Genomic DNA, 26,278 nt, shown 5'->3' on the forward strand with positions numbered 1-26,278 from the left:
CGTCCGGCGGGGCCGGAGATGGGGAGAAGGCGATCGCCGCTCGACGGTAAGCTGTGACCATGGCATCCCGCAGTGCAGCGCCCGAGAAGCGCCCCGGTTTCATCTCGCAGATCCGTTCGCTGTACAGCTTCACGCGGGCGGAGTTCCGGTGGCTTCCGTTCGCTTTGATCGGCGCGCTGCTGCTCGGTGTCGGCGTGGGCGTCCTGATCGGCTTCCTGATCCCCCCGTTCCAGGTATGGAGCATCATCCTCTGGGGCGTGAGCGGACTGCTGCTCGGCTTCCTCCTCGCGATGATCCTGCTCACGCGCCTGTCGACCCGGGTCATGTACAAGAAGCTCGACGGCATGCCCGGCGCCGCCGGCCACATCCTCTCCACCGGCCTCGGCCGCCGCTGGGTGACCTCCGACATGCCCGTCGGCGTCAACCCCCGCACGCAGGACGCCGTCTACCGCGCCATCGGCCGCGGCGGTGTCGTCATCATCGGCGAGGGTGCCCGTGGCCGCCTGACGCGCCTCGTGAACGACGAGCGCAAGAAGGTCGCCCGCGTGGCATCCGGCATCAACATCGAGGTCCTCTACATCGGACACGGCGAGGGCGATGTTCCCATCGGCCGGCTCGCGAAGACGATCAAGGCCCTCCCCAAGACCGTCGACCGCGCGACCCTCGCCGCCGTCGTCAAACGCGTCGACTCGGTGTCGCAGTCGGTCACGTCGCTGCCGATCCCCAAGGGCATCGATCCGGCACGCGCGCGCTCGCAGCGCCCCCGCTGATCGGAGCGTCTCAGACGCGGACGAGCACGGTTCCGACGACCTTGTCGTGGATGCCGCGCTGATCTGCGTCCCAGATGACGGCGGGGATCACGATCACCATCAGGGCCGTTCGGACGATGGGCCGCCACAGACCCACCCAGCCGCCCCGCACCATCTCCAGACGCATGCCGAGGATGCGGTGACCGGGGCTCCCGCCGAGAGTCGGGATGAAGACGATCTGCAGCGCGGCGAACACCATCATGGGTGCGAAGAGGCGCCAGCCGGCTTCGCTGGGGTGGGCGAACTGGTCGTAGCCCAGAAACGCCGTGGCGATGAGGGTCGCGGCGGTGTAGTCGATCAGCAGAGCACCGATCCGCCGACCCGGGCGCCCGATGCTTCTAGGGCCCTCGCTCGGCCGGCCGAGACGTTCGCCGGGATAGTCGGATGCGAGAGCTGCCACGGGTCCCAGCCTATCCGCGCGCACGTAACACGCCCGAAACATCGGGGATATGGCAGGGCAACTGGTTCCCGATAGGTTCGAGGGGCGCCTGATCCGACAGGCGTCGACATCGCACCCGATCTTGGAGACTCCATGTTCAAAGATTCATCCGAGGTGCTCGCGTTCATCAAGGACGAGGACGTCAAGTTCCTCGACATCCGTTTCACGGATCTCCCCGGTGTTCAGCAGCACTTCAACATCCCGGCCTCGACCGTCGACGAGGAGTTCTTCACGGTCGGCCAGCTCTTCGACGGCTCCTCGATCCGCGGCTTCGCGAACATCCACGAGTCGGACATGCAGCTGATCCCGGACGTCACGACGGCGTACCTCGATCAGTTCCGCGAGGCGAAGACGCTCGTCATGATCTTCGACATCTACAACCCCCGCACGGGCGAGATCTATCACAAGGACCCGCGCCAGGTCGCCAAGAAGGCGGAGAAGTACCTCGCCTCCACCGGCATCGCGGACACGGCGTTCTTCGCTCCCGAGGCCGAGTTCTACATCTTCGACGACGTCCGCTTCGAGGTGAAGCAGAACTCGAGCTTCTACTCCGTGGACTCCGAGGAAGGCGCCTGGAACACCGGTCGCGTCGAAGAGGGCGGAAACCTCGCCAACAAGACGCCGTACAAGGGCGGGTACTTCCCGGTCAGCCCCGTCGACAAGACGGCCGACCTGCGCGACGACATCACGCTCAAGCTCATCGAGGCCGGTTTCGTCCTCGAGCGCTCGCACCACGAGGTCGGCACCGGTGGTCAGCAGGAGATCAACTACCGCTTCGACACCATGGTGCACTCGGCGGACGACATCCTGAAGTTCAAGTACATCGTCAAGAACACCTGCGAGCAGTGGGGCAAGGTCGCGACCTTCATGCCCAAGCCGCTCTTCGGCGACAACGGCTCCGGCATGCACACCCACCAGTCGCTCTGGCTCGACGGCAAGCCCCTCTTCTACGATGAGAAGGGCTACGGCGGCCTCTCCGACACGGCTCGCTGGTACATCGGCGGCCTGCTGGCGCACGCTCCGGCGGTCCTCGCCTTCACCAACCCGACGATCAACTCGTACAAGCGTCTGGTCAAGGGCTACGAGGCTCCCGTCAACCTGGTCTACTCGGCCGGTAACCGTTCGGCTGCGATCCGCATCCCGATCACCGGCTCGAACCCGAAGGCCAAGCGCATCGAGTTCCGCGCTCCGGATGCCTCGGGCAACCCGTACCTCGCCTTCGCTGCGCAGATGATGGCCGGCCTCGACGGCATCATCAACCGCATCGAGCCGCACGAGCCGGTCGACAAGGACCTGTACGAGCTGCCCCCTGAGGAAGCGAAGAACATCCCGCAGGTGCCCAACTCGCTGCTCGACTCGCTGGAGGCGCTCCGTGCCGACCACGAGTTCCTGACGCGGGGCAACGTGTTCACGCCCGAACTCATCGAGACGTGGATCGAGTACAAGATCGAGAACGAGATCCGGCCGATCGCGGCACGCCCGCACCCGTTCGAGTTCGAGCTGTACTTCGGCGTCTGATCCTCAGAGCTGACAGAGAAGCCCGCCAGGTTCGCCTGGCGGGCTTCTTCGCGTCTGTCCGACTCGCCGGAAGCGGACTCAGAACCCCGGGAGATTGATGTCCTTGGGGTCGACCTCGACGTCTCCGACGTCGTCGGGGCCACCTGTGCCGGGTGCGACCTGCACCTGGGACTCATCGATGTCGTCGACCTCGTCCGACACGTGCTCGTCTTGCTTCTGCTGGGTCTCGGTCTCGCTGCCGGGGCTGTACGCCGTGTCCTGACGGACGTCGGGACGGTCGGCGTGCGGGGTGTCGGTTGCGGGCGTCGGAACGTCGATGCGTGATTCGTCGTGGGTGTCCATGCGGGCACGCTAACAGCGCGGGGCGTGCGGCGACGGTCCCCTTGACAGCAGCGGGTCAGTGCGCGGAGGGCTCGTGCGCCGCGGCAGCGTGTCCGGCGCGCTGGGGCAGGATCCGACGGGTCAGCATGATCACCCCGACGACGATCAGGCCGACGATCAGACCCGCGATCGCGGAGACGACGGTCTCGCCGATCCAGATGATCACGCCCCCGAAGTCGTGCAGCAGTTCCTCGACGCCGTGCAGCAGGTCGGAGAAGACATGGGCACCGACCGCACCGAGGTTCTCGAGCACGAGGTGTCCGCCCACCCAGAGCATCGCGACGGTGCCGACGATGCTGATGACGCGGAAGACGGCCGGCATGGAGCGGACGATGCGCATGCCGTTGTGGCGCGTCTGACGGGACGGGCTCTTGGCCATACGGAGACCGACGTCGTCGATCTTCACCAGGAGCGCGACGGCGCCGTAGACGATCGTGGTCATCATGACGGCGATCACCGCGAGGATCGCAAGGGTCTGCCAGATGCCCAGGCCGTCGTCGAGGTTCGACAGCGAGATCAGCATGATCTCGCTCGAGAGGATGAGGTCGGTGCGGACGGCGCCGAGGACGAGCTTCTTCTCGTCGCGTGCACCGTCGTCATGGGCGCCGTGGTGCACCCCGAACCACTCGAGCACCTTCTCCGCGCCCTCGTAGCAGAGGAACACACCGCCGATGATGAGCAGGAACGGGAGCACCTGGGGCGCGAACGCCGTGAGGAGCAGGGCGATCGGGATGATGATGAGGAACTTGTTCGCGAGCGAGCCGAGCGCGATCTTGCCCACGACCGGCAGCTCACGGGCCGGGGTGATCCCCTGCACGTACTGCGGCGTGACGGCCGCGTCGTCGATCACGACACCGGCGGACTTGGCGGATGCCTTGAGCGCAGCGCTCAGGATGTCGTCGACGACGGCGAGCAGACCAACTGACATGTGCGTCCTTCATTGAGCCCTCGGCCGGAGGCCGGCGGGGTGTTATCCGTAGAAAAGCGTCTCGAACGCGCGGCGTGCCCGCCGCGAGGTGCGAAGCCAATCCTCCTCGACCTGCGTGGCCGAACGAGGAGGGTATTCGAGAAGCCGTCCGATGCCATCGAGTTTGCCACGGTCGCTGGGGAGCACATCACTCGTCTGCCCCGACAGGAGCGTGTTGGCCGAGCGGAGCCTGCTCGCCAGCCACCAGGCGTCGGCCAGGCGCTGCCCTTCGGCATCCGGGATCAGCCCCGCGGCGCGGGCCGCGTCGAGCGCGCCCGTCGTGGAGGTCGTGCGGAGCCCGTCGACCTCGGCCGCATGCTGCAGCTGGAGCAGTTGGACGAGCCATTCGACATCGCTCAGGCTGCCGGGGCCGAGCTTCAGGTGACGGCTGCGATCGACGCCCTGCGGCAGGCGCTCGTTCTCCACGCGCGCCTTGATGCGCTTGATCTCCCGCAGGCCCTGCGGGTCGGCCGCGCGCGGGTACCGCAGTTCGTCGGCCAACGCCATGAACCGTTCGATGAGCTTGACGCTGCCCGCCACGCCGCGGGCGCGGAGAAGGGCCTGCGCCTCCCATGACAGCGACCATCGCCGGTAGTACTCGGCATAGGAGTCGATCGAGCGGACCATGGGGCCGGTACGTCCCTCGGGCCGGAGGCCGGCATCGAGGTCGAACGGTGCCCGCTGATCCTCGGAGTGCTCGCGGAGCCCCTGAACGAGCTTGAGGGCGAGCTGGTGCGCACGCTGCGGGTCGAGGCCATTGGAGTCATAGACGAACATCACATCGGCATCCGACCCGAAGCCCAGCTCTCCCCCGCCGAACCGGCCCATCGCGATCACCGCGATGTCGAGGGCGTCATCCTCGGGTGGGACGACATCGCGCCACACCGCGCGGAGCGTCGCCTGGATGGTCACCTCGCTGATCGACGTCAAACCGTCGGCGAGCTCCACGATGCTGAGCTCGCCGAGCAGCGCTCCGAGGGCGAGCCGCAGGAGTTCACGTCGCCGGAGAGCGCGCACGGCGCGCATCGCGTCGCCGATGCGCTCGTGACGGGTCTGGATGGCCCGAGCCTCCTGCTGGAGCGCGAAGCCGCTGCGCGGACGCAGCTGGTCGGGAGCGTCGAGCCAGGCGACCGCCTCCGGAATCCACTCCATGAGATCTGCGGCGTAGCGTGAGCCGGAGAGGACGCGTGTCAGCCGCTCGGCCGCGCCCGAGGAGTCCCGGAGCATCCGCAAAAACCAGGGGCTGTCGCCGAGACGTTCGCTGATCCGCCGGAACGCGACGATGCCGTAGTCGGGGTCCACCCCGTCGGCGAACCAGCGGATCATCACCGGCATGAGGTGGCGCTGGATCGTCGCCTTGCGGCTGAGGCCGCTCGTGAGCGCGCCGATGTGGCGGAGTGAGCCCGCCGGGTCGGCGAAACCGATCGCCGCGAGGCGGTCGTGGGCCTGCGCCGACGACAGGGTCTGCTCCTCAGCGGGCAGCGCTGCGACCGCCGACAGCAACGGCCGGTAGAACAGGCGCACATGGATCTCGCGCACCTGGCTTTTCACGGCGTCCCAGACGGCGGTGATCCCGGTGGCATCCGTGGCCAGCCCCGAGGCCCGCGCCAGCACCCGGAGCTCGTTACCCGTGCTCGGCATGAGGTGCGTGCGGAGGAGCCGCCGAAGCTGGAGTCGGTGCTCGAGCACGCGGAGGGTCCGGTAGTGCTGGCCGAACGCGGCAGCGTCGTCTCGGCCGATGTAGCCCTCGGCGACGAGTGCGTCGAGGGCGGCGAGCGTGCTCTGCTGCCGGATTCGGTCGTCGGCGAGGCCGTGCACGAGCTGCAGCAGCTGAACGGTGAACTCGATGTCGCGGATGCCGCCCGGCCCGAGTTTCAGCTGGCGAGGGACCTCGTCCGCGGGGATGTGGTCGGTGACGCGCTCGCGCATCCGCTGGACGCTGTCGACGAAGTTCTCCCGTGCGCTGCTCGCCCAGATCTTGGGCTGCACGGCCGCGCGATACTGCTCCCCCAGGCGCAGGTCGCCCGCGAGGGGTCGCGCTTTCAGGAGCGCCTGGAACTCCCAGCTGCCCGCCCAGCGGTCGTAGTACGACAGGTGCGAGTCGAGCGTGCGCACGAGAGCGCCCTGCTTGCCCTCCGGACGCAGGTTGGCATCCACCTCCCACAGCGGCGGCTCGATCTCGACGTCGGCGATGCCGCGCATCGTGAGGGTGGCCAGGCGTGTGGCGATCTCGACGGCCCGACCTTCGGCGAGGTCGGATCCCTCAGCGACCCCCGCCACGAAGATGACGTCGACGTCGCTGACGTAGTTCAGCTCGCGCGCGCCCGTCTTGCCCATGCCGATGATCGCGAGCAGGGTGGCCTGCACCTCGTCGCGGGGAAACATCCCGTCGCCGACGCGAGCGCGGGCGACGCACAGCGAGGCGTCGAGCGCCGCCCCCGCGACATCCGCGAGCGCGGCGGCGACCGATCGGAGCACTTCGGTCGGCTGCGCGGCGGAGAGGTCGAACGCTGCGATCCGGGCGATGATCCGGCGGTAGCGCACACGAAGCGCCACCCACGCCGCTTCGCCGGATGCCGAGGCGACGCCGTCGTCGTCCGCACCCACCGAATCGAGCAGGTCCGCCCGCATCTCCGCGGCGCCCGGGAGCCGGTCGCCGGCTCCGACAAGGTGAGGCAGCTCCTCGGGATGCCGGAGGTAGAAGTCCGCGAGCCCCGTCGACGCGCCGAGAAGTAGCCACAGGACGCGCGGCGCGTCACGGAGCGCAGTCGTCAGCGCGTCGGCGTCGCGGCGGGCGATGCGCACGCAGGACTGCACCGCGCCGTCGGGATCGGCGGCACGACGGGCGCCGACGACGAGGTCGTCGCGAGACGATCCCGTCAGGTCGGACAGCTCGTCCAACGCCTCCGACGACGCCGAGAGGTCGGCGAAGCCGGCGCGCGCCAGATCGGTGAGAGTGGTGAAGCGTTCCGTCGAGGCCATCGCCTCAGAGCATCTCGAGGTTCTTCTGCAGCTCGAAGGGCGTCACCTGGGCGCGGTACTCGCGCCATTCGCGACGCTTGTTCAGGAGCACGTAGTTGAAGACCTGCTCGCCGAGCGTCTCGGCGACGAACTCCGACTCCTCCATGTACTCGAGGGCGTGGTCGAGGCTCGCCGGCAGCGATCCGTAGCCGAGCGCGCGACGCTCGGCATCCGTCAGCGACCAGACGTTGTCCTCGGCCTCGGACGGGAGCTCGTACTCCTCCTCGATGCCCTTGAGTCCGGCAGCCAGCATGAGCGCGTAGGCGAGGTACGGGTTGGCTGCTGAATCGAGCGCGCGGTACTCGACCCGGGTCGACTGACCCTTGTTGGGCTTGTACATCGGCACCCGGACCAGTGCGGAGCGGTTGTTGTGACCCCAGCAGATGAAGCTCGGGGCCTCGTCGCCGCCCCAGAGCCGCTTGTAGGAGTTCACGAACTGGTTGGTGACCGCGGAGATCTCGTTGGCGTGACGGAGGAGGCCGGCGATGAACTGGCGGCCCACCTTCGACAGCTGGTACTGCGCACCGGGCTCGTAGAACGCGTTCACGTCGCCCTCGAACAGTGACAGGTGGGTGTGCATGCCGCTTCCGGGGTGACCGCTGAGCGGCTTCGGCATGAACGTCGCGTACACGCCCTGCTCGATCGCGACCTCCTTGACCACCGTGCGGAAGGTCATGATGTTGTCGGCCGTCGCCAGCGCGTCGGCGTAGCGGAGGTCGATCTCGTTCTGGCCGGGACCCGCCTCGTGGTGGCTGTACTCGACCGAGATGCCGAGGTCCTCGAGCATCCGCACCGAGCGGCGGCGGAAGTCGTGCGCCGTGCCACCGGGAACGTTGTCGAAGTAGCCCGCGGAGTCGACGGGCTCAGGGCCGTCGGGTCCGTAGGACGATGACTTCAGGAGATAGAACTCGATCTCCGGGTGGGTGTAGAACGTGAAGCCGGCGTCAGCGGCCTTCGCAAGGGTGCGCTTGAGCACGTGTCGCGGGTCGGCGACGGCGGGCTGGCCGTCGGGCGTCGTGATGTCGCAGAACATGCGCGCCGTCGGGTCGATCTCGCCGCGCCAGGGCAGGATCTGGAAGGTCGCGGGGTCGGGGTGCGCGAGCAGGTCCGACTCGTACGACCGGGTGAGACCCTCGATCGCGGAGCCGTCGAACCCGAGCCCCTCACCGAAGGCTCCCTCGACCTCGGCAGGCGCGATGGCCACCGATTTCAAGGTGCCGGTGACGTCGGTGAACCAGAGCCGAATGAACTTGACTCCCCGTTCCTCGATCGTCCTCAGAACGAAGTCACGCTGCTTGTCCATCGCATCCTTCCCGCGGGCCGAGTGCCAGACTATCGGTCCCGCACGGCGAGCGAGTCACCGGTGGCCGGCACCGTCCCACCCGTCTTCGCGGGCCTCTTCCTCTGCCCACGCGCGCGAGCGCTGCGCCATGATCTCCGGAGCCCGAGCAGCCTCCTCGGCGGTGGCGAACGGGCCGGCACGATCGACGGCGGGCGACTCGAAGCCGCGCTCCACCTGCTTCGTCGAGAGGTTGTACCAGTACTGCTCGGTGTCGCTCATGTCGGTCCTCCTCGGCCGTCGGATACCTCATCCTAAGGAGCCCGGGCCCCCGCACGTCTAGGCTCGAGTCATGACAACCAGCGCGACGACCGCGGTCGGCATCGACATCGGCGGCACCGGAATCAAGGGCGCCGTCGTCGATCTCCGTGACGGCACCCTCCTGACCGACCGAGTCAAGGTTCCGACCCCGAAGGGCGCAGAGCCCGAAGACGTCCTCGGAGCGGTGCGCACGGTGCTGTCGACCCTCGAGGTCGAGGACACCTCGGTTCCGCTGGGCGTCGCGTTCCCCGCGATCGTGAAGAACGGCAAGACCCTTTCGGCCGCGAACGTCGCGAAGACCTGGATCGGCTTCGAGGCGGAATCGTTCTTCGAGGACGGTCTGGGCCGCGACATCCACTTCGCGAACGACGCGGACGTCGCCGGCGTGGCCGAGATCAAATACGGCGCCGCACAGGGCCATGACGGCCTGGTGCTGCTCACGACGCTCGGCACCGGCATCGGCACCGCGATGATCTACAACGGCGTCCTCATCCCCAACTCCGAGCTCGGCCACCTCGATCGCGCCGGTCACAAGAAGGATGCCGAAGCGTGGGCAGCCTACTCGGCGATGGAGCGGGACGAGCTCGAGTGGGCCGAATGGGCCGAGCGGCTGCAGTGGTACTACAGCCACCTCGAATTCCTCTTCAGCCCCGACCTGTTCATCGTCGGCGGCGGCGTGTCGAAGCACTCCGACAAGTTTCTGCCGCTCCTCGATCTCACGACCCCGATCGTCCCCGCCGTGCACCGCAACAACGCGGGCATCATCGGCGCCGCGGCCCTGGCGCTGGCGGGCGAGCAGCCCGGTGCGCTCGAGGGCACCGCGCAGACACTGGCGGACACCACCACGCAGTGAGGTGGGCGGCTCGCCCCTGAGGGCGGGCGGGGCGAATGGGCCGGCCTGTACGCCGGGTTCTGTCCGGGGGTCGAAACCCCGTGGACGGTCATCTCTCTCGGCGACACGTTGCCGTGCCGCTCCAGCGGCCTACCCGGGGACTCGGCGAGCCGCGTCAACATCCCCTGTCTGACCTTGCTCCGGGCGAGGTTTACCGTGCGGGCCGTGTCACCACGACCCCGGTGGTCTCTTACACCACCCTTTCACCCTTACCCCGGTCGGAACCGGGGCGGTCTGCTCTCTGTGGCACTGTCTCGCGGATCACTCCGGGTGGGTGTTACCCACCGCCCTGCCCTGTGGAGCCCGGACGTTCCTCGGTGCGGTCTCCCGCCACGCGACCGTCCAGCCGACCCATTCGCACGGTCGAGTCTAGACGGCCGCGCCGCGGCATCCGTCAGTCCTTCGCGGCGTCCGCCCTGATCTGGAGGTCGAGCCGGAAGTCGAGCGGAAAGCCGCCGAAGAGCAGCCTCGTCGCCGTGGCGGCGGCCGCTTCGACCGCGGCGGCCGCGGCATCCGCCCGGTCGGCCGGCGCGTGGACGATCACCTCGTCGTGCAGGAAGAAGGCGAGGTGTGCGCGACGCGACTGGAGAGCGCCCGACCGCGGTGCGGCGGCGGCTTCGGGAACGTCGGGGATCTCGGCCAGCCGGGTGCGGATGTCGGCCAACCAAGCGAGTGCCCACTCCGCCGCGGTGCCCTGGACGACGAAGTTGCGCGTGAACCGGCCTCGATCCCGCGCCGCACGCTGGGCGCGGCCACGATCGACCTCTGTCGCGTCGGGATCACCCGCGCGGGCTTGGAGCGCATGCCACCCCTCGGAGGGCGGCGGGCTGGAGCGGCCCAACGCCGTGGAGACGACGCCGCCGTCCTCGCCCGTGCGCGCGGCGGCATCCACCAGGGCCATCGCCCGGGGGTACGCCCGGCGGAGGGCGGGCACAAGTCGTCCGCTGTCACCCGTCGTGGCGCCGTACATCGCGCCGAGCATCGCGATCTTGGCCTCTTGCCGGGTCGCGACGACCCCGCGCGCGACGATGCCCTCGTAGAGGTCGACGCCGCGCGCACTGTCGGCCAGCGCCGTGTCGCCGGCCATCGCGGCCAGCACTCTCGGCTCGAGCTGTGCGACGTCGGCGACCACGAGCACCCACCCCGGGTCGGCCCTCACCGCTGGGCGCAGCTGGCGCGGCATCTGGAGCGCGCCCCCGCCGGACGACGCCCACCGTCCGGTCACCACGCCGCCCGGCACGTACACCGGCCGGAAGCGGCCCTCGGGCGCCCATTCCTCTCGCCATGCCCAGCCGTTCGCGCTCAGCATCCGCGTCAGCTTCTTGTAGGCGAGGAGCGGCGCGATCACGGGATGCTCGTACTGCGCCAGCTCCCACTTGCTGGTGGAGGCGGCCAAGACACCGACGCGGTGGAGGGCGCGAAGGAGCTTCGGCTGCGAGTCGAGGCTGGCCGCCGGGTCATCGAGCAGCGCGCGCACCTCCGCCGCCCGCTCCTGGACCCGCAGCGGTAGGCCTCGCCCGGTGGGGCGCGGCCCGAGCATCGCCTCGAGGATGCCGTCGTGCACCGCGGCATCCCACGGCACGCCCGCGGCGTGCATCTCCTGGGCGATCACGGCGCCCGCCGACTCCGCGGCCAGGAGCAGCCGGAGTGCGGGTGGTCCGGAGGCCACCGCGGCGCGCTGACGGCGGAACTCCTCGAGCGCGGCATCGATGTCGTGCGGCAGGCTGTCGGGACGCTCCCCCGCGTCCATGTCGAAGAGCGCCACCGGGCCCGCGAGGGCGGCGTCCACCAGCACCGTGGGCGGAGCGTCCCATGCCGTCGCCGCTCGAAGCGAACCCGCGCCCGAGACTTGCACGCTGTCGCGGAGGATCGCGTGGCACAGCCGCAGATCGTGACAGCGCGCCACCCGGACGCCCGCGGCGATCAGCGCGGGGTACCAGTAGGACGCGTCGCTCCACACCCACCGTACGGCGCGCGGCGCAGCCGCGACGAGACCCGACAGCTCGCGCTTCGCGGTGTGAGTCCGGTCGATCTCGCCGCCGTCGGCATCGAGCTCGACGAGAGCGATCCCCCCGCCCGGGGCGGTGCCGACGACGATCCAGCTGACGGCGTCGGGCGCAGGCGGTGCGGTCACGCCATCAAAGGCCGGAGTCGTTGTCGCGCACGAGAATGCAGCCGCACTCCGGGCAGGTGACGACGTCGTCCTCGGCCGCGGCACGGAGAACGTTCAGGTCGGTGCCCGAGAGCACCATGCGGCAGGCGCCGCACGTGCGGTGCTGGAGGAGTCCGGCGCCCACCCCGCGACCGGCGATGCGGTCGTACAGAGCGACGAGCGGGTCCGGAAGCGAGGCGGCGACGGCGGCCCGGTCGCGGGCGGCCTCGTCGTACCGGTTCGTCGCGCCGGCGACGGCGGATGCCGACTCGGTGCTGAGCTTCGTGCCCTCGTCGTTGAGGGCGGCGATGACACCCTCCTGCTCGGCGATGGCGGCATCGAGGGTCTCGAGCCGTTCCATCACGGCGAGCTCGGCATCCTCGAGGTCGCTCTTGCGGCGAGCCAGCGAGGCGATCTCGTGCTCGAGGGCCTGAGCGTCTTTGGGGTTCTTCGCGACCGCAAGACGTTCGGCGTCGCGAGCGCTCCGCGCGTCGACCACGGCCACGTCGCTCTCGATGCGCGAGAGCTCGGTCTGCGCATCGTCGCGGCCGCCGCGCAGCCGCGTGAGTTCGGTCGACTGCGCGGCGCGCTGCGCGAGGAGCTCTTTGATGCGGGTGGCTTGCGCCGGGTTCTTCTTGGCGACGTCCGCGCGACGAAGGTCTTCGTCGAGACGGGCGAGGTCGAGTAGTCGGAGCTGATCCTCGAAGGTGGCTTTCACGTGGGCCCTGCCGGGATCGAACCGACGACATCCACGGTGTAAACGTGGCGCTCTACCAGCTGAGCTAAAGGCCCTGGCGATGCAAGTCTACGAGGCCTTCGGCGCAGACCACCTCCCGCTGCGGGCGGCAAGGTTTTCACGGCCGCCCCGGGGTGGGCGGAATGGGTAGGCTGAGGACAAGCGTGTTGTGCGTGTCGAACAAGCACCCCTCCGCCCGATCCCTCCTTCCTGGCACGATCTGCCAGGCGACGAAAGGCCTCTTGTGACTGTCAACGATCAGGATCCGTACTCCCAGGGCCCTCAGGACAGCGACCCTGAAGAGACGTCCGAGTGGCAGGAATCCCTGCAGCAGCTCGTCGACGCCCGGGGCGCAGAGCGCGGCCGCGAGATCATGCTGAGCCTGCTGCAGCGTTCGCGCGACCTGCACCTGAATGTTCCGCAGGTTCCGACCACGGACTACATCAACACCATCTCGCCCGACAGCGAGCCCGCCTTCCCCGGCGATGAGGAGATCGAGCGCCGCTATCGCCGCTGGATCCGCTGGAACGCCGCGATCACCGTGCACCGCGCCCAGCGCCCCGGCATCGGCGTCGGCGGCCACATCTCGACGTACGCGTCGTCGGCAGCCCTCTACGAAGTCGGCTTCAACCACTTCTTCCGCGGTCCCGACCACCCGGGCGGTGGCGATCAGGTCTTCTTCCAGGGACACGCCTCCCCCGGAATGTACGCGCGGTCCTACCTCGAGGGCGGCCTCACCGCCCAGCAGCTCGACGGTTTCCGCCAGGAGGCGTCGGCAGCTCCTCACGGCCTGCCCTCATACCCGCACCCGCGTCTGATGCCGGACTACTGGCAGTTCCCGACCGTGTCGATGGGTCTCGGTCCGATCAACGCCATCTACCAGGCGATGACGAACAAGTACCTGACGAACCGCGGCGTGAAGGACCTCTCCGACTCGCACGTGTGGGCCTTCCTCGGCGACGGCGAGATGGACGAGGTCGAGAGCCGCGGACAGCTGCAGGTCGCCGCGAACGAAGGACTCGACAACCTGACCTTCGTCGTCAACTGCAACCTCCAGCGCCTCGACGGCCCGGTGCGCGGCAACGGCAAGATCGTCCAGGAGCTCGAGAGCTACTTCCGCGGCGCAGGCTGGAACGTCATCAAGGTGGTCTGGGGCCGCGAGTGGGACGACCTGCTCTCCCGCGACTCCGAAGGCGCGCTCCTCAATCTGATGAACGTCACCCCCGACGGCGACTTCCAGACCTACAAGGCCGAGAGCGGCGCCTTCGTGCGCGAGCACTTCTTCGGCCGCGACGAGCGCGCCGCAGCCCTGGTCAAGGACTACAGCGACGAAGACATCTGGAACCTCAAGCGCGGCGGTCACGACTACCGCAAGGTGTACGCCGCGTACAAGGCCGCCATGGAGCACAAGGGTCAGCCCACCGTCATCCTCGCGAAGACTGTCAAGGGTTACGGCCTCGGTCCGCACTTCGAGGGCCGCAACGCGACCCACCAGATGAAGAAGATGACCCTCGACGACCTGAAGCACTTCCGCGACGAGATGCACATCCCGCTCACGGACGCTCAGCTCGAGGAGAACCCCTACGAGCCGCCGTACTACCACCCGGGCGCCGAGGACGACACGATCAAGTACATGGTCGAGCGTCGCCGCGAGCTGGGCGGATCGCTCCCCCAGCGTCGGACCACCCACACGGCACTCACGCTTCCCGACGACAGCGTGTACGCGCTGCCGAAGAAGGGCTCGGGCACGCAGGAAGTCGCCACCACCATGGCGTTCGTCCGGCTCCTCAAGGATCTGCTCCGGTCGAAGGACTTCGGTCACCGCATCGTGCCGATCATCCCCGACGAGGCGCGCACCTTCGGTATGGACGCGTACTTCCCGACCGCGAAGATCTACAACCCCAACGGGCAGAACTACACGTCGGTCGACCGCGAACTGCTGCTCGCCTACAAGGAGAGCCCGCAGGGCCAGATCATGCACGTCGGCATCAACGAGGCGGGTGCGGTGGCGGCGTTCACGAACGTCGGAACCTCGTACGCCACGCACGGCGAGCCGCTGATCCCGGTCTACGTCTTCTACTCGATGTTCGGCTTCCAGCGCACGGGCGACGCCCAGTGGGCTGCCGGCGACCAGATGGCCCGCGGGTTCATCATCGGCGCCACGGCCGGGCGCACCACCCTCACGGGTGAAGGCCTCCAGCACGCCGACGGTCACTCGCACCTGCTCGCCTCGACCAACCCGGCGACGGTGTCGTACGACCCCGCCTACGGGTACGAGATCGCGCACATCGTGCAGGCCGGCCTCGAGCGCATGTACGGCGGTGAGCACGAAGACCCGAACGTCATGTACTACATCACGGTCTACAACGAGCCGATCGTGCAGCCCAAGGAGCCCGAGAACGTGGACGTCGACGGCATCCTCCGCGGCATCCACCGCGTCTCGGTCGGCGAGGGCGAGGGCCACCGCGCCCAGATCCTCGCATCGGGTGTCGGCCTCGCCTGGGCGCACGAGGCCCAGCGACTCCTCAAGGACGACTGGGGAGTGATCGCCGACGTGTGGTCGGTCACCAGCTGGACCGAGCTGCGTCGCGACGGCCTGGCAGCGGACGAGCACAACTTCCTGCACCCGACCGAAGACCCGAAGACGGCCTACATCACCGAGAAGCTCCGCGACTCGGAAGGCCCGATCGTCGCGGTCAGCGACTTCATGCACGCCGTCCAGGACCAGATCCGCCAGTGGGTCCCGCGCCGCTTCGCGAGCCTGGGAGCGGACGGCTTCGGCTTCTCCGACACCCGCGCCGCAGCTCGCCGGGCCTTCAAGATCGACGGTCCGTCGATCGTGGTCCGCACGCTGCAGTCGCTGGCTGAAGACGGTGTCGTCGACCGGAGCCTCTCGGCTCAGGCGATCGAGAAGTACCGTCTGCACGACGTCAGCGCCGGCACGTCCGGCAACGCTGGCGGCGAAGCCTGACGACCCCGGGGATGAGCGACCGGCCGACCGCCCAGGAGAAGGCGGAGACACTTGCGTGGCTCCGCCGGATCTCGGGGGATCTCGCCACCACGACCTTGCGGCGACTCGAAGAGTCACTGCCGTGGTACAGCGAGATGCCCCCCGGGCGTCGGTCGGCGGTCGGCCTGGTCGCGCAGTCCGGGATCTCCTCCTTCATCGACTGGTACGACGACCCCACCTCGACGCCCTGGATCGCAGCCGACATCTTCGCGTCGGCCCCGCGGGAACTCCTTCGGAGCATCAGTCTCACTCAGACGCTTCAGCTCATCCGGGTCACGGTCGAGACGACCGAGGAGCGCGTCGCCGGACGCGGGAGCGGGCTCCGCGAGAGCATCCTGCTCTACTCGCGTGACGTCGCGTTCGCCGCCGCCGACGTGTACGCCCGAGCTGCGGAAGCCCGCGGACTCTGGGACGCGCGACTCGAGGCCCTGGTGGTCGATTCGGTGCTCACCGGAGAGGCTGATGAAGAGCTCCCGAGCCGGATCGCCGCACTCGGGTGGCACGGCCACGGCGAGGTGGCCGTCCTGGTAGGCACCACCCCTTCACAGCTCGACGTGGACCAGGTCCGCCGCACGGCCCGCAAGCTCGGCGTCGACGTGCTCATCGGCGTGCAGGGATCGCGTCTGGTCCTCGTGATCGGCCGCGCGGATCAGTCGGGACGAGAGGATGCCGAGGAGCTGGCGTTCTCGGAGATCGCGACGCGCCTCGAGCCGGGGTTCGGAAGCGGGCACCTGGTGCTCGGCCCGACCGCACCGGCGCTCATCGATGCCGGGATCAGCGCGCGCGCCGCCCTGGCGGGCTTCGCGGTCGCGAAATCGTGGCGTCACGCGCCGCGCCCGGTCGATGCCGACGATCTCCTCCCGGAGCGCGCGTTGGCGGGCGATCCGCTCGCCAAGGCCACTCTGATCGACCGGATCTACCGGCCTCTCCAGGCGCATTCGACCGATCTCGTGACGACGCTGTGGAGCTACCTCGACAACGGCAGGTCGCTCGAAGCCACGGCGCGCGAGCTGTTCGTCCACCCCAACACGGTCCGGTACCGACTGAAGCGCGTCTCCGACGTCATCGGATGGGATGCGACCGGCCCGCGCGAGGCGCTCATCCTGCAGACGGCGCTGATCCTCGGATCGATCGGCGGCGATGTGACGCGCCGACGTGGGGGCGGTCCCCGGCGCCGGTGAGTCCGCCTGGCATCCTGGTAGACGCACGCCTCCTGTCGGACGCGCACAAAGCATCCGCGTTTTGTTGTGTCCCCACCGACAGCACTCCCCGATCGTTCTTGCAAGGATGGACACCGTGATCATTGCCGTCTTCCCCGGTCAGGGGTCGCAGACCCCCGGGTTCCTCGCCCCGTGGCTCGAACTCGACGGGGCGCGTGAGCTTCTCGGTGAGTTCAGCGAACACGCGGGCGTCGACCTCGTCGCCGCGGGCACGGAGTGGGATGCCGACCGCATCCGCGACACCCGTATCGCCCAGCCGCTCATCGTGGCCGCGAGCCTGCTCTCCTGGAACGCGCTGACGTCGGCCGGAACGGAGCCGGAAGGCGTCGCGGGACACTCCGTCGGCGAGGTCGCCGCCCTTGTGGCATCCGGCGTCCTGTCCGCTGGGGACGGCATGCGCCTCGTCGGCATCCGCGGCCGTGCGATGGCCGAGGCCGCCGCTCTCGAGGCGACCAGCATGAGCGCCGTCGTCGGCGGTGACGAGACGGCCGTTCTCGCCCGACTCGACGAACTCGACCTGACGCCCGCCAACTACAACGGCGGGGGACAGATCGTCGCCGCCGGCTCACCGGACGCGCTCGCCGAGCTCGCCGCCGACGCTCCTCGCGGCAGCCGCGTGATCGCGCTGCAGGTGGCGGGCGCCTTCCACACGCGCCACATGGCCCCGGCGGTCGAGACCCTCCGCACGGCGGCCGCCGAGATCTCGCCGGCTGCACCCTCCCTGACGCTGTGGAGCAACCGGGATGGCGGGGTCGTCACCGACGGCCGTGCGGCCCTCGACCTCCTCGTCGCGCAGGTGGCCAATCCGGTGCGGTGGGACCTCTGCATGGCGTCGTTCGCTGCCGCCGGTGTCACCGGCATCATCGAGCTCGCTCCAGCGGGCACCCTGGTCGGACTCGCCAAGCGCGGCCTTCGCGGGATCCCGGCTGTCGCGGTGAAGACGCCGGACGACCTCGCATCGGCGACCGCCCTCCTGAAGGGAGAGACCGCATGACTGCCATCTTGAACCAGCCCACCGGCCCGGCGCACACACGGATCTACGCCTACGGCGCCGCGCGCGGTGAGAACGCCGTGCCCAACGACGACCTCGTGGGCCCCATCAACTCGAGCGACGAATGGATTCGTCAGCGCACCGGCATCGTGACGCGCGCCCGCGCCGTCTCGACGACCAGCGCTGTCGACATGGCAACGGATGCTGCGGCCGAGGCCATCGCGCGCTCCGGCATCGCTCCGGAGCTCATCGATGCCGTCATCGTGGCCACGATCTCCAATCCGCAGCAGACGCCCTCGATCGCAGCGGTCGTCGCCGATCGGGTTGGGGCGAACCCCGCCGCCGCCTACGACCTGAATGCGGCGTGTGCCGGGTTCGCCTACGGCGTGGCCCAGGCCGACGCGCTCATCCGTGCCGGCGCAGCGCACTACGCGGTCGTCATCGGCACCGAGAAGCTGAGCGACGTCGTCGACCCGGCCGACCGGTCGATCTCGTTCCTGCTGGGCGACGGAGCAGGCGCCGCCGTGATCGGGCCGAGCGACACTCCCGGCATCGGGCCGACGGTCTGGGGCTCGGACGGTTCCAAGGCAGACGCCGTGGGCATGAACCACACCCTCACCGACTTCCGGGACGGCATCGCGCCGTGGCCGACCCTCCGGCAGGAGGGGCCCACGGTCTTCCGATGGGCCGTGTGGGAGATGGCGAAGGTCGCCCGCCAGGCGATCGAGGAAGCCGGCATCACCCCGGACGACCTCGCCGCATTTGTGCCGCACCAGGCCAACATGCGGATCATCGACGAGTTCGCAAAGCAGCTCAAGCTGCCCGACACCGTGGCGATCGGCCGTGACATCGAGACGACCGGCAACACGTCGGCGGCATCCATCCCGCTCGCCACCCACAGACTGCTCGAAGAGCACCCCGAACTCAGCGGCGGTCTCGCCCTGCAGATCGGATTCGGCGCCGGACTCGTGTTCGGCGCACAGGTCGTCGTCCTCCCCTGACAGCGACCGTCCCAGACCTAGACTGATGAGCGGCCCGCTGGGGCCCGACCACCTAAGGAGAAACCCATGGCATTCACGAACGAAGAGGTCCTCGCAGGCCTGGCCGAACTGATCACCGACGAGACCGGTATCTCGGCCGACGAGGTCGCCCTCGAGAAGTCGTTCACCGACGACCTCGACATCGACTCCATCTCGATGATGACGATCGTCGTCAACGCAGAAGAGAAGTTCGGCGTCACCATTCCCGACGAAGAGGTCAAGAACCTCAAGACCGTCGGCGACGCCGTCAACCACATCACGTCCAACCAGGCCTGACGCGCGCATCCGGTGGGGGCCTGCCCCCACCGGGGCCGCACGAGGAGACCATGAGCACTTCGCGAATCTTCGTCACCGGAATCGGTGCGACCTCTCCCCTCGGGGGAACGGCGCCCGAGAGCTGGGACGCCCTGCTGGCGGGAACGTCCGGCACCCGCACCCTCGAGCACGAGTGGGTGGAGAAGTACAACCTGCCCGTGACGTTCGCCGCTGAGGCGAAGGTGCGACCCGACACGGTTCTCGACCGGCCCATCGCCAAGCGCCTCGATCCGTCGTCGCAGCTTGCCATGGTCGCCGCGCAGGAGGCCTGGGCGGACGCGGGTTCACCCGAGGTCGATCCCGATCGACTCGGCGTGGAATTCGCGACCGGCATCGGCGGAGTGTGGACACTCCTCGATGCGTGGGACACGCTGCGCGAGAAGGGCCCCCGGCGCGTCATGCCGATGACGGTCCCGATGCTCATGCCGAATGCCGCTGCGGGAAACCTTTCGCTCCACTTCGGTGCGCGCGCCTACGCCCGCACCGTGGCCAGCGCGTGCGCGTCGAGCACCGAGTCGATCGTGAATGCGATCGAGCACATGCGGGCCGGCCTCGCGGACATCGTCATCGCGGGTGGGAGCGAGTCGGCCATCCACCCCATCACGATCGCCTCGTTCGCGTCGATGCAGGCGCTGTCGCGTCGCAACGACTCCCCCGAGACCGCGTCGCGACCGGGCAGCATCGATCGTGACGGGTTCGTCATGGGCGAGGGCGCCGCCGTCCTGATCCTCGAGACCGAAGAGCACGCGACGGCTCGCGGCGCGAAGATCTACGCCGAGCTCGTCGGCGGCGGCGTGACCGCCGACTCGTACCACATCACCGCCAACGACCCGGAGGGCACGGGTGCGGCGCGTGCCGTGCGCCTTGCTCTCGAGATGGCGGACGCCTCCCCCGACGACGTGACGCACGTCAACGCGCACGCGACGTCGACCCCGGTCGGCGACCCGAACGAGTACGTGGCCCTCAAGTCCGTCTTCGGCGACCGGGTTCACGAGATGCCCGTCTCGGCCACCAAGGCCTCGACGGGTCACCTGCTCGGTGGCACGGGTGCGCTGGAGGCGATGTTCACCGTCCTGGCGCTCCGCGACCGCGTGGCCCCGCCGACGATCAACATCACCGAGCCCGACCCGGCCGTTCCGTTCCGCCTCTCCGGCGACGGTGTTGCACTCGGCGACGGCGACCAGCTCGCCATCAGCAACTCGTTCGGCTTCGGCGGACACAACGCGGTCGTCGCGTTCCGCTCCGTCTGAGCTACGGCATCCGCACCGCACCGACGAACGACAGACGCCCCCGGGAAGCCACCGGGGGCGTCTGTCGTTGATCAGACGGAGCTGGCGCTGCCCCGGTCCCCGGGAAGCCATCCGAGGCCGGTCGAGGCGCCCGCTCTCGCGACGCTCCGCCTGAAGTCTGTTCGGTTGTGAAGTGTCCCGCTGCGGGAGATCGTCTCGACGGTCAGCCGACCTTGTGGAGCCAGACCACGGGCGCGTCGTCGCTCGCATGACGGAACGGCTCGAGCTCGTCGTCCCATGCCGCGCCGAGCGCGACGTCGAGTTCGCGCTGGAGCTCGCGATAATCGCCTGCGGCGAGTTCCATCGCGTACCGGAGCCGATCTTCGCCGATGACGACGTTGCCCGCGACATCGGTCTGAGCGAAGTGGATGCCGAGGCTCGGCGTGTGCAGCCAACGGCCGCCGTCGCTTCGGGGTGTGGGATCTTCGGTCACCTCGTAGCGCAGATGCTCCCAGCCGCGCATCGCGGTCGCCAGAGCGGCGCCTGTTCCGGCCGGCCCTTCCCAATAGAACTCTGCGCGGCGGCTTCCGTCGAGCACGGGCTGCTCAGCCCAGTCGAAGCTGACGGCATGCCCGAGGGCGCGTCCGGCCGCCCACTCGAGGTGGGGGCACAACGCTCGTGGCGCAGAGTGAATGAAGATCACTCCACGCGCGTGTGGTGTCGCCATCGTTCTCTCCCGTTTCGTTCAGGTACGTCTTCCCCTACGACCTGATCGAGAGATCTCGCTGGCAATGCTGTGCGGTTGTGTGGCCATTATCGCCCAAGACGTCGCGGAATCACAACCGTGTGATTCCCGCCGCACGAGAGGACCCCGCTGTCAAGCGGGTTGGACGGGAGGGGCCCGAAGCGGAGCGTGGACGCGAACGGATCACCGACGAAAGGACCGGACATGACGGACACCACCCCGACCCAGCACGACGCCGACGACGCCCACGCCGACGACGACGCACCCACGCCCGTCGTCAGCGACGAGGTCAGCGAGGACGCTGCACGCGCGGGATCAGAAGCCACGACCGACCGCGGCGACGACAACGAGTCGTTCCCGCAGGGGCCGGCCATCACACACCCCTGAAAGACGATCCGCGCCCGCCCCTCGTCTGGGGCGGGCGCGATGTCTGTGCCGGAGCTCAGCAGTGGAGGCTCACGATCCGGTGACGTTGCCCGGCGCGTCCTGAGCGCGGCTCGTCACCGACTGCGCGGCATCCGCACCCTCGTCCTTCACGGTCTGCGCGGCTTCGGCAGCGCGGTCTTTGACTGCCGCAGCGGCGTCCTTCGCGGGCTCGGCGAGGTTCTGCGCCGCTCCCTTCGCGACATCGGTGACCTCGTCGACGAGCGGCTGTGCCTGCTCCTTGGCCGTCTCCGCGAGCTGCTTCTCCTTCGTGGACGCCGGGATCAGCGATGACACGAGAAGCCCTGCGCCGAGAGCGATCAGCCCGACGGCGAGGGGGTTGCCCTCCGCCTTCGCTTTGACGTCGTGGACGGCGCCCGCCGCGGATCCGGCGAGGTGGGAGGCCGACGAGCCTGCGTCATCGGCGGCGCCCATGATCCGGTCGCGAACGGAACCGAAGGCTCCCTTCACCTTGCCGGTCTGGCGATCGATGATCTTCGACGGCGTCACCTTGTCGGCGAGGGCATCGACGTCGAAGCCCAGCTCCGACCGCGTGCGCTCGATGTCGGCGCGGATGGCATCGGGTGAATCGGTCATTTGTTCTCCTCATTTCTCTTGAGTGTCTCGGGGATCTCCTGCAGCGTCTCGACGGTCTGCGGAGCTCCCTTCACCTGCTTCATCTGCGTGCGGCCGACGGCGAAGAGCACCGCCGCGACGATCGCCCAGATCACCGCCACGATCAGCCCGGCCCAACCGGCATCCATCACATTCGACAAGCCGGCCCAGAGGGCGATCGACAAGAACAGCACGACCATGGATGCCGCGTAACCGGCACCCCCGAGGAGCCCGGCGCCCTTCGCGGACGTCGTCGCCGACTCTTTGACCTCTGCCTTCGCGAGCGCGATCTCCTGCCGCATCAGCGTCGAGAGATCACGGGTGACTTCGCCGAGGAGGTCGCCCAGAGACGTCGACGCGGCTTTCTGTTCAGACGGTGTCGCGTCGCTCATCGAAACCTCCCTCGCGCGAGTCGGTGAATGCGGCCGCCGACTCGGTGTACAGCGGTGCCTCGTCGACGTCTGCCGTCGGAACCGGGCTCGTCGCCGCGGCCGGAGTGACGTTCGTCACGTCGGGCACGGCGGTCGCGGGTGCGACGACGGGCGTCCGAGGAGCCCCGCCTGCCGCTCCGGAGCCGGCGGTAACGCCCGAGGGGGTGCCGCCGGATGCTGCGCCAGACTGCTCGTGCTGGCTCGACGCCATGGCACGAACCAGACGACCGGCGACGATGCCCGCGATCGCGGCGCCGGCGATGAACACCACCGGGCGGCGCCGGGCGAAACGCTTCACCTCTTCGAGAACCGCGGCCGGATCACGGTCCTCGAGCCAGGATGCCGCGTCGGAGACCCGACGGGAGATCTGCTGAACGAGGTCGGTGGCGATCCCGCCATTCTCCGAACTGCTCGCCATCGATCCGAGCTCGTCTCCCACGGCCTTCATGCCCCCGGCGATGCGCTGCTGCTGCTGCGCGGCCTGGGTGCTGAGTTCGTCGCGGCTCTGCGAATAGAGATCGCGCACCTGGGATCGGGCCTCGCCGATCACCGAGGCCGCCTCGTCTTTCGCCGTGTGAGCGACATCCTTCGCCGCACCCGCTGCCGTGTCCGTGACCGCAGCTGCCTCCTGCTTCGCAGTCTCGACTTTGCCCGAGTGGCTGCCGGAGTCGCCGGCGCCGTCGAATGCGTTTCCGTCTGACATATCTGCTCCTTCTTCCGGAAGACTCGCGTCTTCGCCGCCTACGATCGCGGGCATCGTCAGAGGCGTCACAGGGGATTGCGCAACTCGCGAGGGTGTGTAGTCCAGCGCGGCCGCACGACCACCCACCGAAGAAGAGCGGGAGAGTCTAGCCACGCCCGATTGCAACGTCCAGGCCCGCGGTCAATGCTCGCTGCGGGCGGAGGGTCAGGTCATCCCCCACCCCTCTCGCGAGGAAGGACCCTTATGTACTTCCACCTCCAGGAATTCATCAATGAGATCCCGCAGGACGAGCCCGATCCCGCCGCAGCCAATGCCCTGCAAGAGGGCCTCGGCGGCCAGTTCGGCGAGATGCGGACCATGATGCAGTACCTGTTCCAGAGCATGAACTTCCGCGGTCCCTCGGCGAAACCGTACAAGGACCTGATCCAGGGGATCGGCACCGAGGAGATCAGCCACGTGGAGCTGATCGGCACGACGATCTCGCGGTTGTTGGACGGATCGCCGAGATACAGCGGCTCGCCGACCGACCCCGTCGACCAGCCTGGCTCGGGCGGGGCCACGCCGCTGAGCATCGCCCTCTCCGAGAGCAACATCCATCACTATCTCGTAGGTGCCCAAGGTGCGATGCCTGTGGATGCCGCTGGCAACCCGTGGAACGGCAGCTGGGTCTACAACTCAGGCAACCTCGTCCTCGATCTTCTGTACAACCTCATGCTCGAGTCGACCGGTCGGCTCCAGAAGTGCCGGCTGTATGAGATGACGGACAACAAGACCGCACGCGCCACGATCTCGTACCTGATCGTCCGCGATCAGGCTCACGAGAACGCGTATGCCAAGGCATTGGAAACACTCGGTGTGAACTGGCGAACTTCGCTACCTATCCCGAAGACCAACGCCGAGAAGTTTCCCGAGGTTCAGAAGCTCATCGAGCGGGGACTCCAGAGCAAGCTTTATTCGTTCGACCTCGCATCGCAGTCGGAGGCGGGGAAGATCTTCCAGGGGATGTCGCCCTCGAACGACGGCACGAACCTCATTGCTGATGAGCAGGCGCCCGAAGGACAGCCGATCACGATCGCGCCCGAACGATTCGAGGAATTCGCTCCCGGCGCGGACGCGGACCTGCGCGCGTTGATCGAGGCGACAGCCGAGATGGAGATGGCCGACATCGAGCAAACCTTCGGCAGAATGGGCTGACAGCCACCCGCCGGCTACACGAGACGCGCTGTTCCGACCCTCACTTCCGCCGCGCGGGCGCGGGGGTCGGTTCAGGTGACGTGATCCTCACCAGTTGCGCCCTCGTGAGCTCGCGATCCGCATAGATCCTCTCGGTTACCCCTCCCGCTCGTGACGCGTCCGCGGGACGTTCGTGCACGAGAGTGAGGCCCGCTCGGAGCGCAACAGCACACGATGCGGGATTCGTCGACAGGACGCGGGCGGTTACGGGAATGTGTGGGCGCACAGAGACAGCCGCCCTGACCCCGGCGTGAGCAACTTCAGTGGCGAGACCCCGCCCCCAGCTTTCTCGGGACAGCCGATACCCGAGATTCCACACACCGCTCTCGGTCATGGAGACGCCTCCGGATCCGATGAACATCCCCGGAGCCAATGAGTCATCGATTCCTGCCGCGCCTATCCTGAGCGCCCACGGTCCAAGCCCCGAGCTTTCCCAGCTCCGGTGGTGACGAACGACGAGCGCTTCTGATTGCGACCGTGTCCGGTGGCGGCCGGAAGGAAGGTGCTCCCACGTGGCGGGGTCCCCATAGACGCCGTATAGGTCGTCGACATCCTCGAACGATATCCGCGACAGCGCAAGCCGAGCAGTGCGCGTGGGGATGGTGTGAGCCAAGAGCCCTCCTACGCTCGGTGCACGAAACAGTAGGGCGGGTGGGACTTGAACCCACGATCGTCGGGTTATGAGCCCGCTGCCTTAACCAGCTTGGCCACCGCCCCTTGGGTTCGAAGTTTATCGGGGTCGGCGCTCTTCGTCGTTGATGGGGGGCTCCGGCCACACCTTCGATACTGCATCCGTGATCCGGATAGAGCCTGTGGTGGGGGCTTTCGCCTCGCCCGATCCGCCGCTCCCCCGCTGGATGGGGATCTCCTGGCTCTCGCTCACGACCTGGGGGTGGAAGCGCGCGAGGAGGAACACGCCGACGATGGCGAGGGCTCCCGCAATGGCGAAGCCGATGTAGGCGCCGAGGGGCGCACCCTTCGCCTCGCCGAGCACCGACAGTCCGATCACGATCGCGACGATCGGGTCGACGACGGTCAATCCGGCGATGACGAGGTCGGGCGGCCCCGACGAGTAGGCCGTCTGCACGAAGTACGCACCGATGCCGGTTCCGATGAGCAGCGCCACGATGCACAGCACCGTCAGCCACTCGAAGTCCCCGGACTTCCACCGGCTGATGACGACCTTCGCCAGGGTTGCGACGAAGCCGTACACGACACCGGCGCCCACGATGTAGAACAGAGCGCGCATCCGGGTGCGGAGGGTGACCCACAGCACGGACAAGACGACGACGACGCCGAGCAGGATGGCGAGGACGGTGATGAGCTGCGGGTCGCTGACCGCCTCCTCGGTGGCGTACAGGGCCGCCACCGTCACGAAGACGAGGATGCCTCCGACGCACAGCGCGATCGCGATGATCGAGCTCCGGGTGGGCTTGTGTCCGCTGATCCGGGCGTTGAGGAGAGTGGTGATGACCAACGAGATGGCGCCGATGGGCTGCACGAGGATCAGCGGCGCGAACGAGAGCGCGAGCAACTGGCATCCGATCGCCAGAGCCAGCATGACCGTGCCGAGAACCCAGGAGGGGCGCCGGAGCAGGCGGAGCAGCTGTCCGCCGGTGAGGCCTGAGACGCCCGCGTTCGCAGACTCGTGCTCGACTTTCTGAACCCCGCGGTGCTGGTACTGGGCACCGAACGACATGAATACGGCGCCGAGGACGGCGAGGGGGATGCCGATGAGGATGGCGGGATCGCGGAACACCCCGACCAACTCGTCGGTGATCTCGCCGATGGACGTCGCCAGGTGCATC

At 68.4% G+C, this 26,278-nt stretch carries 25 protein-coding genes, 2 tRNA genes and 1 other RNA gene; 11 read left to right on the forward strand and 17 right to left on the reverse strand.

From position 1 onward, the window contains the following. Nucleotides 1-59: 59 nt before the first annotated feature. On the forward strand, nucleotides 60-770 hold the full coding sequence (locus ACJJV7_RS04375; RefSeq protein WP_405372893.1) for a DUF4191 domain-containing protein: 711 nt from the start codon (nucleotides 60-62) through the stop codon (nucleotides 768-770). Between the two features lie 10 nt (nucleotides 771-780). Here the strand turns inward: ACJJV7_RS04375 and ACJJV7_RS04380 are convergent, their stop codons facing one another. Then, complete coding sequence (locus ACJJV7_RS04380) at nucleotides 781-1,251, reverse strand: RDD family protein (protein WP_405372892.1); 471 nt, start codon at nucleotides 1,249-1,251, stop codon at nucleotides 781-783. Nucleotides 1,252-1,341: 90 nt separating this feature from the next. Here ACJJV7_RS04380 and glnA (ACJJV7_RS04385) point away from each other — a divergent pair, with 90 nt between their 5' ends. Then, nucleotides 1,342-2,766 (forward strand): type I glutamate--ammonia ligase, encoded by a 1,425-nt coding sequence (gene glnA / locus ACJJV7_RS04385; protein ID WP_405372891.1) that lies wholly within the window; start codon nucleotides 1,342-1,344, stop codon nucleotides 2,764-2,766. Between the two features lie 78 nt (nucleotides 2,767-2,844). Here glnA (ACJJV7_RS04385) and ACJJV7_RS04390 read toward each other — a convergent pair whose 3' ends face one another. From ACJJV7_RS04390 to ACJJV7_RS04410, 5 genes are read right to left on the reverse strand one after another with little or no spacing between them, the layout of a single operon-like run. Further along, nucleotides 2,845-3,108: a hypothetical protein gene (locus tag ACJJV7_RS04390; protein WP_405372890.1), complete on the reverse strand. Its 264-nt coding sequence runs from the start codon at nucleotides 3,106-3,108 to the stop codon at nucleotides 2,845-2,847. A 55-nt stretch (nucleotides 3,109-3,163) separates the two neighbouring features. Further along, complete coding sequence (locus ACJJV7_RS04395) at nucleotides 3,164-4,075, reverse strand: DUF808 family protein (RefSeq protein WP_405372889.1); 912 nt, start codon at nucleotides 4,073-4,075, stop codon at nucleotides 3,164-3,166. 42 nt (nucleotides 4,076-4,117) lie between these two features. Continuing rightward, nucleotides 4,118-7,096 carry a bifunctional [glutamine synthetase] adenylyltransferase/[glutamine synthetase]-adenylyl-L-tyrosine phosphorylase gene (locus ACJJV7_RS04400; RefSeq protein WP_405372888.1) on the reverse strand — a complete coding sequence of 993 codons (2,979 nt, stop codon included), beginning with the start codon at nucleotides 7,094-7,096 and terminating at the stop codon, nucleotides 4,118-4,120. 4 nt (nucleotides 7,097-7,100) lie between these two features. Next, nucleotides 7,101-8,438, reverse strand: a complete 1,338-nt coding sequence (gene glnA / locus ACJJV7_RS04405) for a type I glutamate--ammonia ligase (RefSeq protein WP_405372887.1) — start codon at nucleotides 8,436-8,438, stop codon at nucleotides 7,101-7,103. Nucleotides 8,439-8,492: 54 nt separating this feature from the next. Then, a complete protein-coding gene (locus ACJJV7_RS04410) occupies nucleotides 8,493-8,696 on the reverse strand; it encodes an SPOR domain-containing protein (RefSeq protein ID WP_405372886.1) in 204 nt (67 codons plus the stop codon). A gap of 70 nt (nucleotides 8,697-8,766) precedes the next feature. Between ACJJV7_RS04410 and ppgK the strand changes: the two genes are divergently transcribed. Beyond that, the gene (ppgK, locus tag ACJJV7_RS04415) at nucleotides 8,767-9,588 is read left to right on the forward strand and encodes a polyphosphate--glucose phosphotransferase (RefSeq protein ID WP_405372885.1); all 822 of its coding nucleotides are present in this window, start codon (nucleotides 8,767-8,769) and stop codon (nucleotides 9,586-9,588) included. Nucleotides 9,589-9,620: 32 nt separating this feature from the next. Here ppgK and rnpB read toward each other — a convergent pair. The 4 genes from rnpB to ACJJV7_RS04435 all read right to left on the reverse strand — a co-directional run bounded on the left by rnpB (nucleotide 9,621) and on the right by ACJJV7_RS04435 (nucleotide 12,571). Further along, an RNA gene (gene rnpB, locus ACJJV7_RS04420) (RNase P RNA component class A) lies at nucleotides 9,621-9,981 on the reverse strand. A 40-nt stretch (nucleotides 9,982-10,021) separates the two neighbouring features. After that, nucleotides 10,022-11,761: a bifunctional 3'-5' exonuclease/DNA polymerase gene (locus tag ACJJV7_RS04425; RefSeq protein ID WP_405372884.1), complete on the reverse strand. Its 1,740-nt coding sequence runs from the start codon at nucleotides 11,759-11,761 to the stop codon at nucleotides 10,022-10,024. Between the two features lie 4 nt (nucleotides 11,762-11,765). Continuing rightward, nucleotides 11,766-12,497, reverse strand: a complete 732-nt coding sequence (locus ACJJV7_RS04430; RefSeq protein WP_405372883.1) for a zinc ribbon domain-containing protein — start codon at nucleotides 12,495-12,497, stop codon at nucleotides 11,766-11,768. Between the two features lies 1 nt (nucleotide 12,498). Next, nucleotides 12,499-12,571: transfer RNA gene (locus tag ACJJV7_RS04435), tRNA-Val, on the reverse strand. A gap of 188 nt (nucleotides 12,572-12,759) precedes the next feature. Between ACJJV7_RS04435 and aceE the strand changes: the two genes are divergently transcribed. The 6 genes from aceE (at nucleotide 12,760) to ACJJV7_RS04465 (ending at nucleotide 20,341) form a co-directional block, all read left to right on the forward strand. Further along, nucleotides 12,760-15,486 carry a pyruvate dehydrogenase (acetyl-transferring), homodimeric type gene (gene aceE, locus ACJJV7_RS04440; RefSeq protein WP_405372882.1) on the forward strand — a complete coding sequence of 909 codons (2,727 nt, stop codon included), beginning with the start codon at nucleotides 12,760-12,762 and terminating at the stop codon, nucleotides 15,484-15,486. Between the two features lie 11 nt (nucleotides 15,487-15,497). Then, entirely contained in the window at nucleotides 15,498-16,706 is a 1,209-nt protein-coding gene (locus ACJJV7_RS04445; protein WP_405372881.1) for a PucR family transcriptional regulator, read from the forward strand. 115 nt (nucleotides 16,707-16,821) lie between these two features. After that, the gene (locus ACJJV7_RS04450; RefSeq protein ID WP_405372880.1) at nucleotides 16,822-17,739 is read left to right on the forward strand and encodes an ACP S-malonyltransferase; all 918 of its coding nucleotides are present in this window, start codon (nucleotides 16,822-16,824) and stop codon (nucleotides 17,737-17,739) included. Continuing rightward, on the forward strand, nucleotides 17,736-18,737 hold the full coding sequence (locus tag ACJJV7_RS04455; RefSeq protein ID WP_405372879.1) for a beta-ketoacyl-ACP synthase III: 1,002 nt from the start codon (nucleotides 17,736-17,738) through the stop codon (nucleotides 18,735-18,737). The genes ACJJV7_RS04450 and ACJJV7_RS04455 overlap by 4 nt, the downstream gene beginning before the upstream one ends. A 66-nt stretch (nucleotides 18,738-18,803) precedes the next feature. Next, nucleotides 18,804-19,052, forward strand: a complete 249-nt coding sequence (locus ACJJV7_RS04460) for an acyl carrier protein (protein WP_405372878.1) — start codon at nucleotides 18,804-18,806, stop codon at nucleotides 19,050-19,052. Between the two features lie 50 nt (nucleotides 19,053-19,102). Beyond that, complete coding sequence (locus ACJJV7_RS04465) at nucleotides 19,103-20,341, forward strand: beta-ketoacyl-[acyl-carrier-protein] synthase family protein (RefSeq protein WP_405372877.1); 1,239 nt, start codon at nucleotides 19,103-19,105, stop codon at nucleotides 20,339-20,341. Between the two features lie 202 nt (nucleotides 20,342-20,543). Here the strand turns inward: ACJJV7_RS04465 and ACJJV7_RS04470 are convergent, their stop codons facing one another. After that, nucleotides 20,544-21,047, reverse strand: a complete 504-nt coding sequence (locus tag ACJJV7_RS04470) for a DUF3145 domain-containing protein (protein WP_405372876.1) — start codon at nucleotides 21,045-21,047, stop codon at nucleotides 20,544-20,546. 222 nt (nucleotides 21,048-21,269) lie between these two features. Here ACJJV7_RS04470 and ACJJV7_RS04475 point away from each other — a divergent pair, with 222 nt between their 5' ends. Next, the gene (locus ACJJV7_RS04475; RefSeq protein ID WP_405372875.1) at nucleotides 21,270-21,452 is read left to right on the forward strand and encodes a hypothetical protein; all 183 of its coding nucleotides are present in this window, start codon (nucleotides 21,270-21,272) and stop codon (nucleotides 21,450-21,452) included. A gap of 69 nt (nucleotides 21,453-21,521) precedes the next feature. Here ACJJV7_RS04475 and ACJJV7_RS04480 read toward each other — a convergent pair whose 3' ends face one another. Genes ACJJV7_RS04480 through ACJJV7_RS04490 form a run of 3 tightly spaced genes read right to left on the reverse strand, consistent with a single transcriptional unit; the run spans nucleotide 21,522 to nucleotide 23,237 of the window. Beyond that, nucleotides 21,522-22,085: a DUF3618 domain-containing protein gene (locus ACJJV7_RS04480; RefSeq protein WP_405372874.1), complete on the reverse strand. Its 564-nt coding sequence runs from the start codon at nucleotides 22,083-22,085 to the stop codon at nucleotides 21,522-21,524. Beyond that, complete coding sequence (locus tag ACJJV7_RS04485) at nucleotides 22,082-22,495, reverse strand: phage holin family protein (protein ID WP_405372873.1); 414 nt, start codon at nucleotides 22,493-22,495, stop codon at nucleotides 22,082-22,084. The genes ACJJV7_RS04480 and ACJJV7_RS04485 overlap by 4 nt, the downstream gene beginning before the upstream one ends. Continuing rightward, nucleotides 22,473-23,237, reverse strand: coding sequence for a hypothetical protein (locus ACJJV7_RS04490; RefSeq protein ID WP_405372872.1), 765 nt, complete (start codon nucleotides 23,235-23,237; stop codon nucleotides 22,473-22,475). The genes ACJJV7_RS04485 and ACJJV7_RS04490 overlap by 23 nt, the downstream gene beginning before the upstream one ends. Nucleotides 23,238-23,480: 243 nt before the next feature. Between ACJJV7_RS04490 and ACJJV7_RS04495 the strand changes: the two genes are divergently transcribed. Next, nucleotides 23,481-24,431 carry a manganese catalase family protein gene (locus tag ACJJV7_RS04495; protein WP_405372871.1) on the forward strand — a complete coding sequence of 317 codons (951 nt, stop codon included), beginning with the start codon at nucleotides 23,481-23,483 and terminating at the stop codon, nucleotides 24,429-24,431. Between the two features lie 40 nt (nucleotides 24,432-24,471). Here ACJJV7_RS04495 and ACJJV7_RS04500 read toward each other — a convergent pair whose 3' ends face one another. The 3 genes from ACJJV7_RS04500 to ACJJV7_RS04510 all read right to left on the reverse strand — a co-directional run bounded on the left by ACJJV7_RS04500 (nucleotide 24,472) and on the right by ACJJV7_RS04510 (nucleotide 26,277). Beyond that, the gene (locus ACJJV7_RS04500) at nucleotides 24,472-25,083 is read right to left on the reverse strand and encodes a GNAT family N-acetyltransferase (protein WP_405372870.1); all 612 of its coding nucleotides are present in this window, start codon (nucleotides 25,081-25,083) and stop codon (nucleotides 24,472-24,474) included. A 30-nt stretch (nucleotides 25,084-25,113) separates the two neighbouring features. Continuing rightward, a tRNA-Ile gene (locus ACJJV7_RS04505) sits at nucleotides 25,114-25,187 on the reverse strand. Between the two features lie 13 nt (nucleotides 25,188-25,200). Beyond that, the gene (locus ACJJV7_RS04510; RefSeq protein ID WP_405372968.1) at nucleotides 25,201-26,277 is read right to left on the reverse strand and encodes a DMT family transporter; all 1,077 of its coding nucleotides are present in this window, start codon (nucleotides 26,275-26,277) and stop codon (nucleotides 25,201-25,203) included. Nucleotide 26,278 lies beyond the last annotated feature (1 nt).

Source organism: Microbacterium sp. Ld4, from assembly GCF_045066555.1.
Lineage (GTDB): Bacteria > Actinomycetota > Actinomycetes > Actinomycetales > Microbacteriaceae > Microbacterium.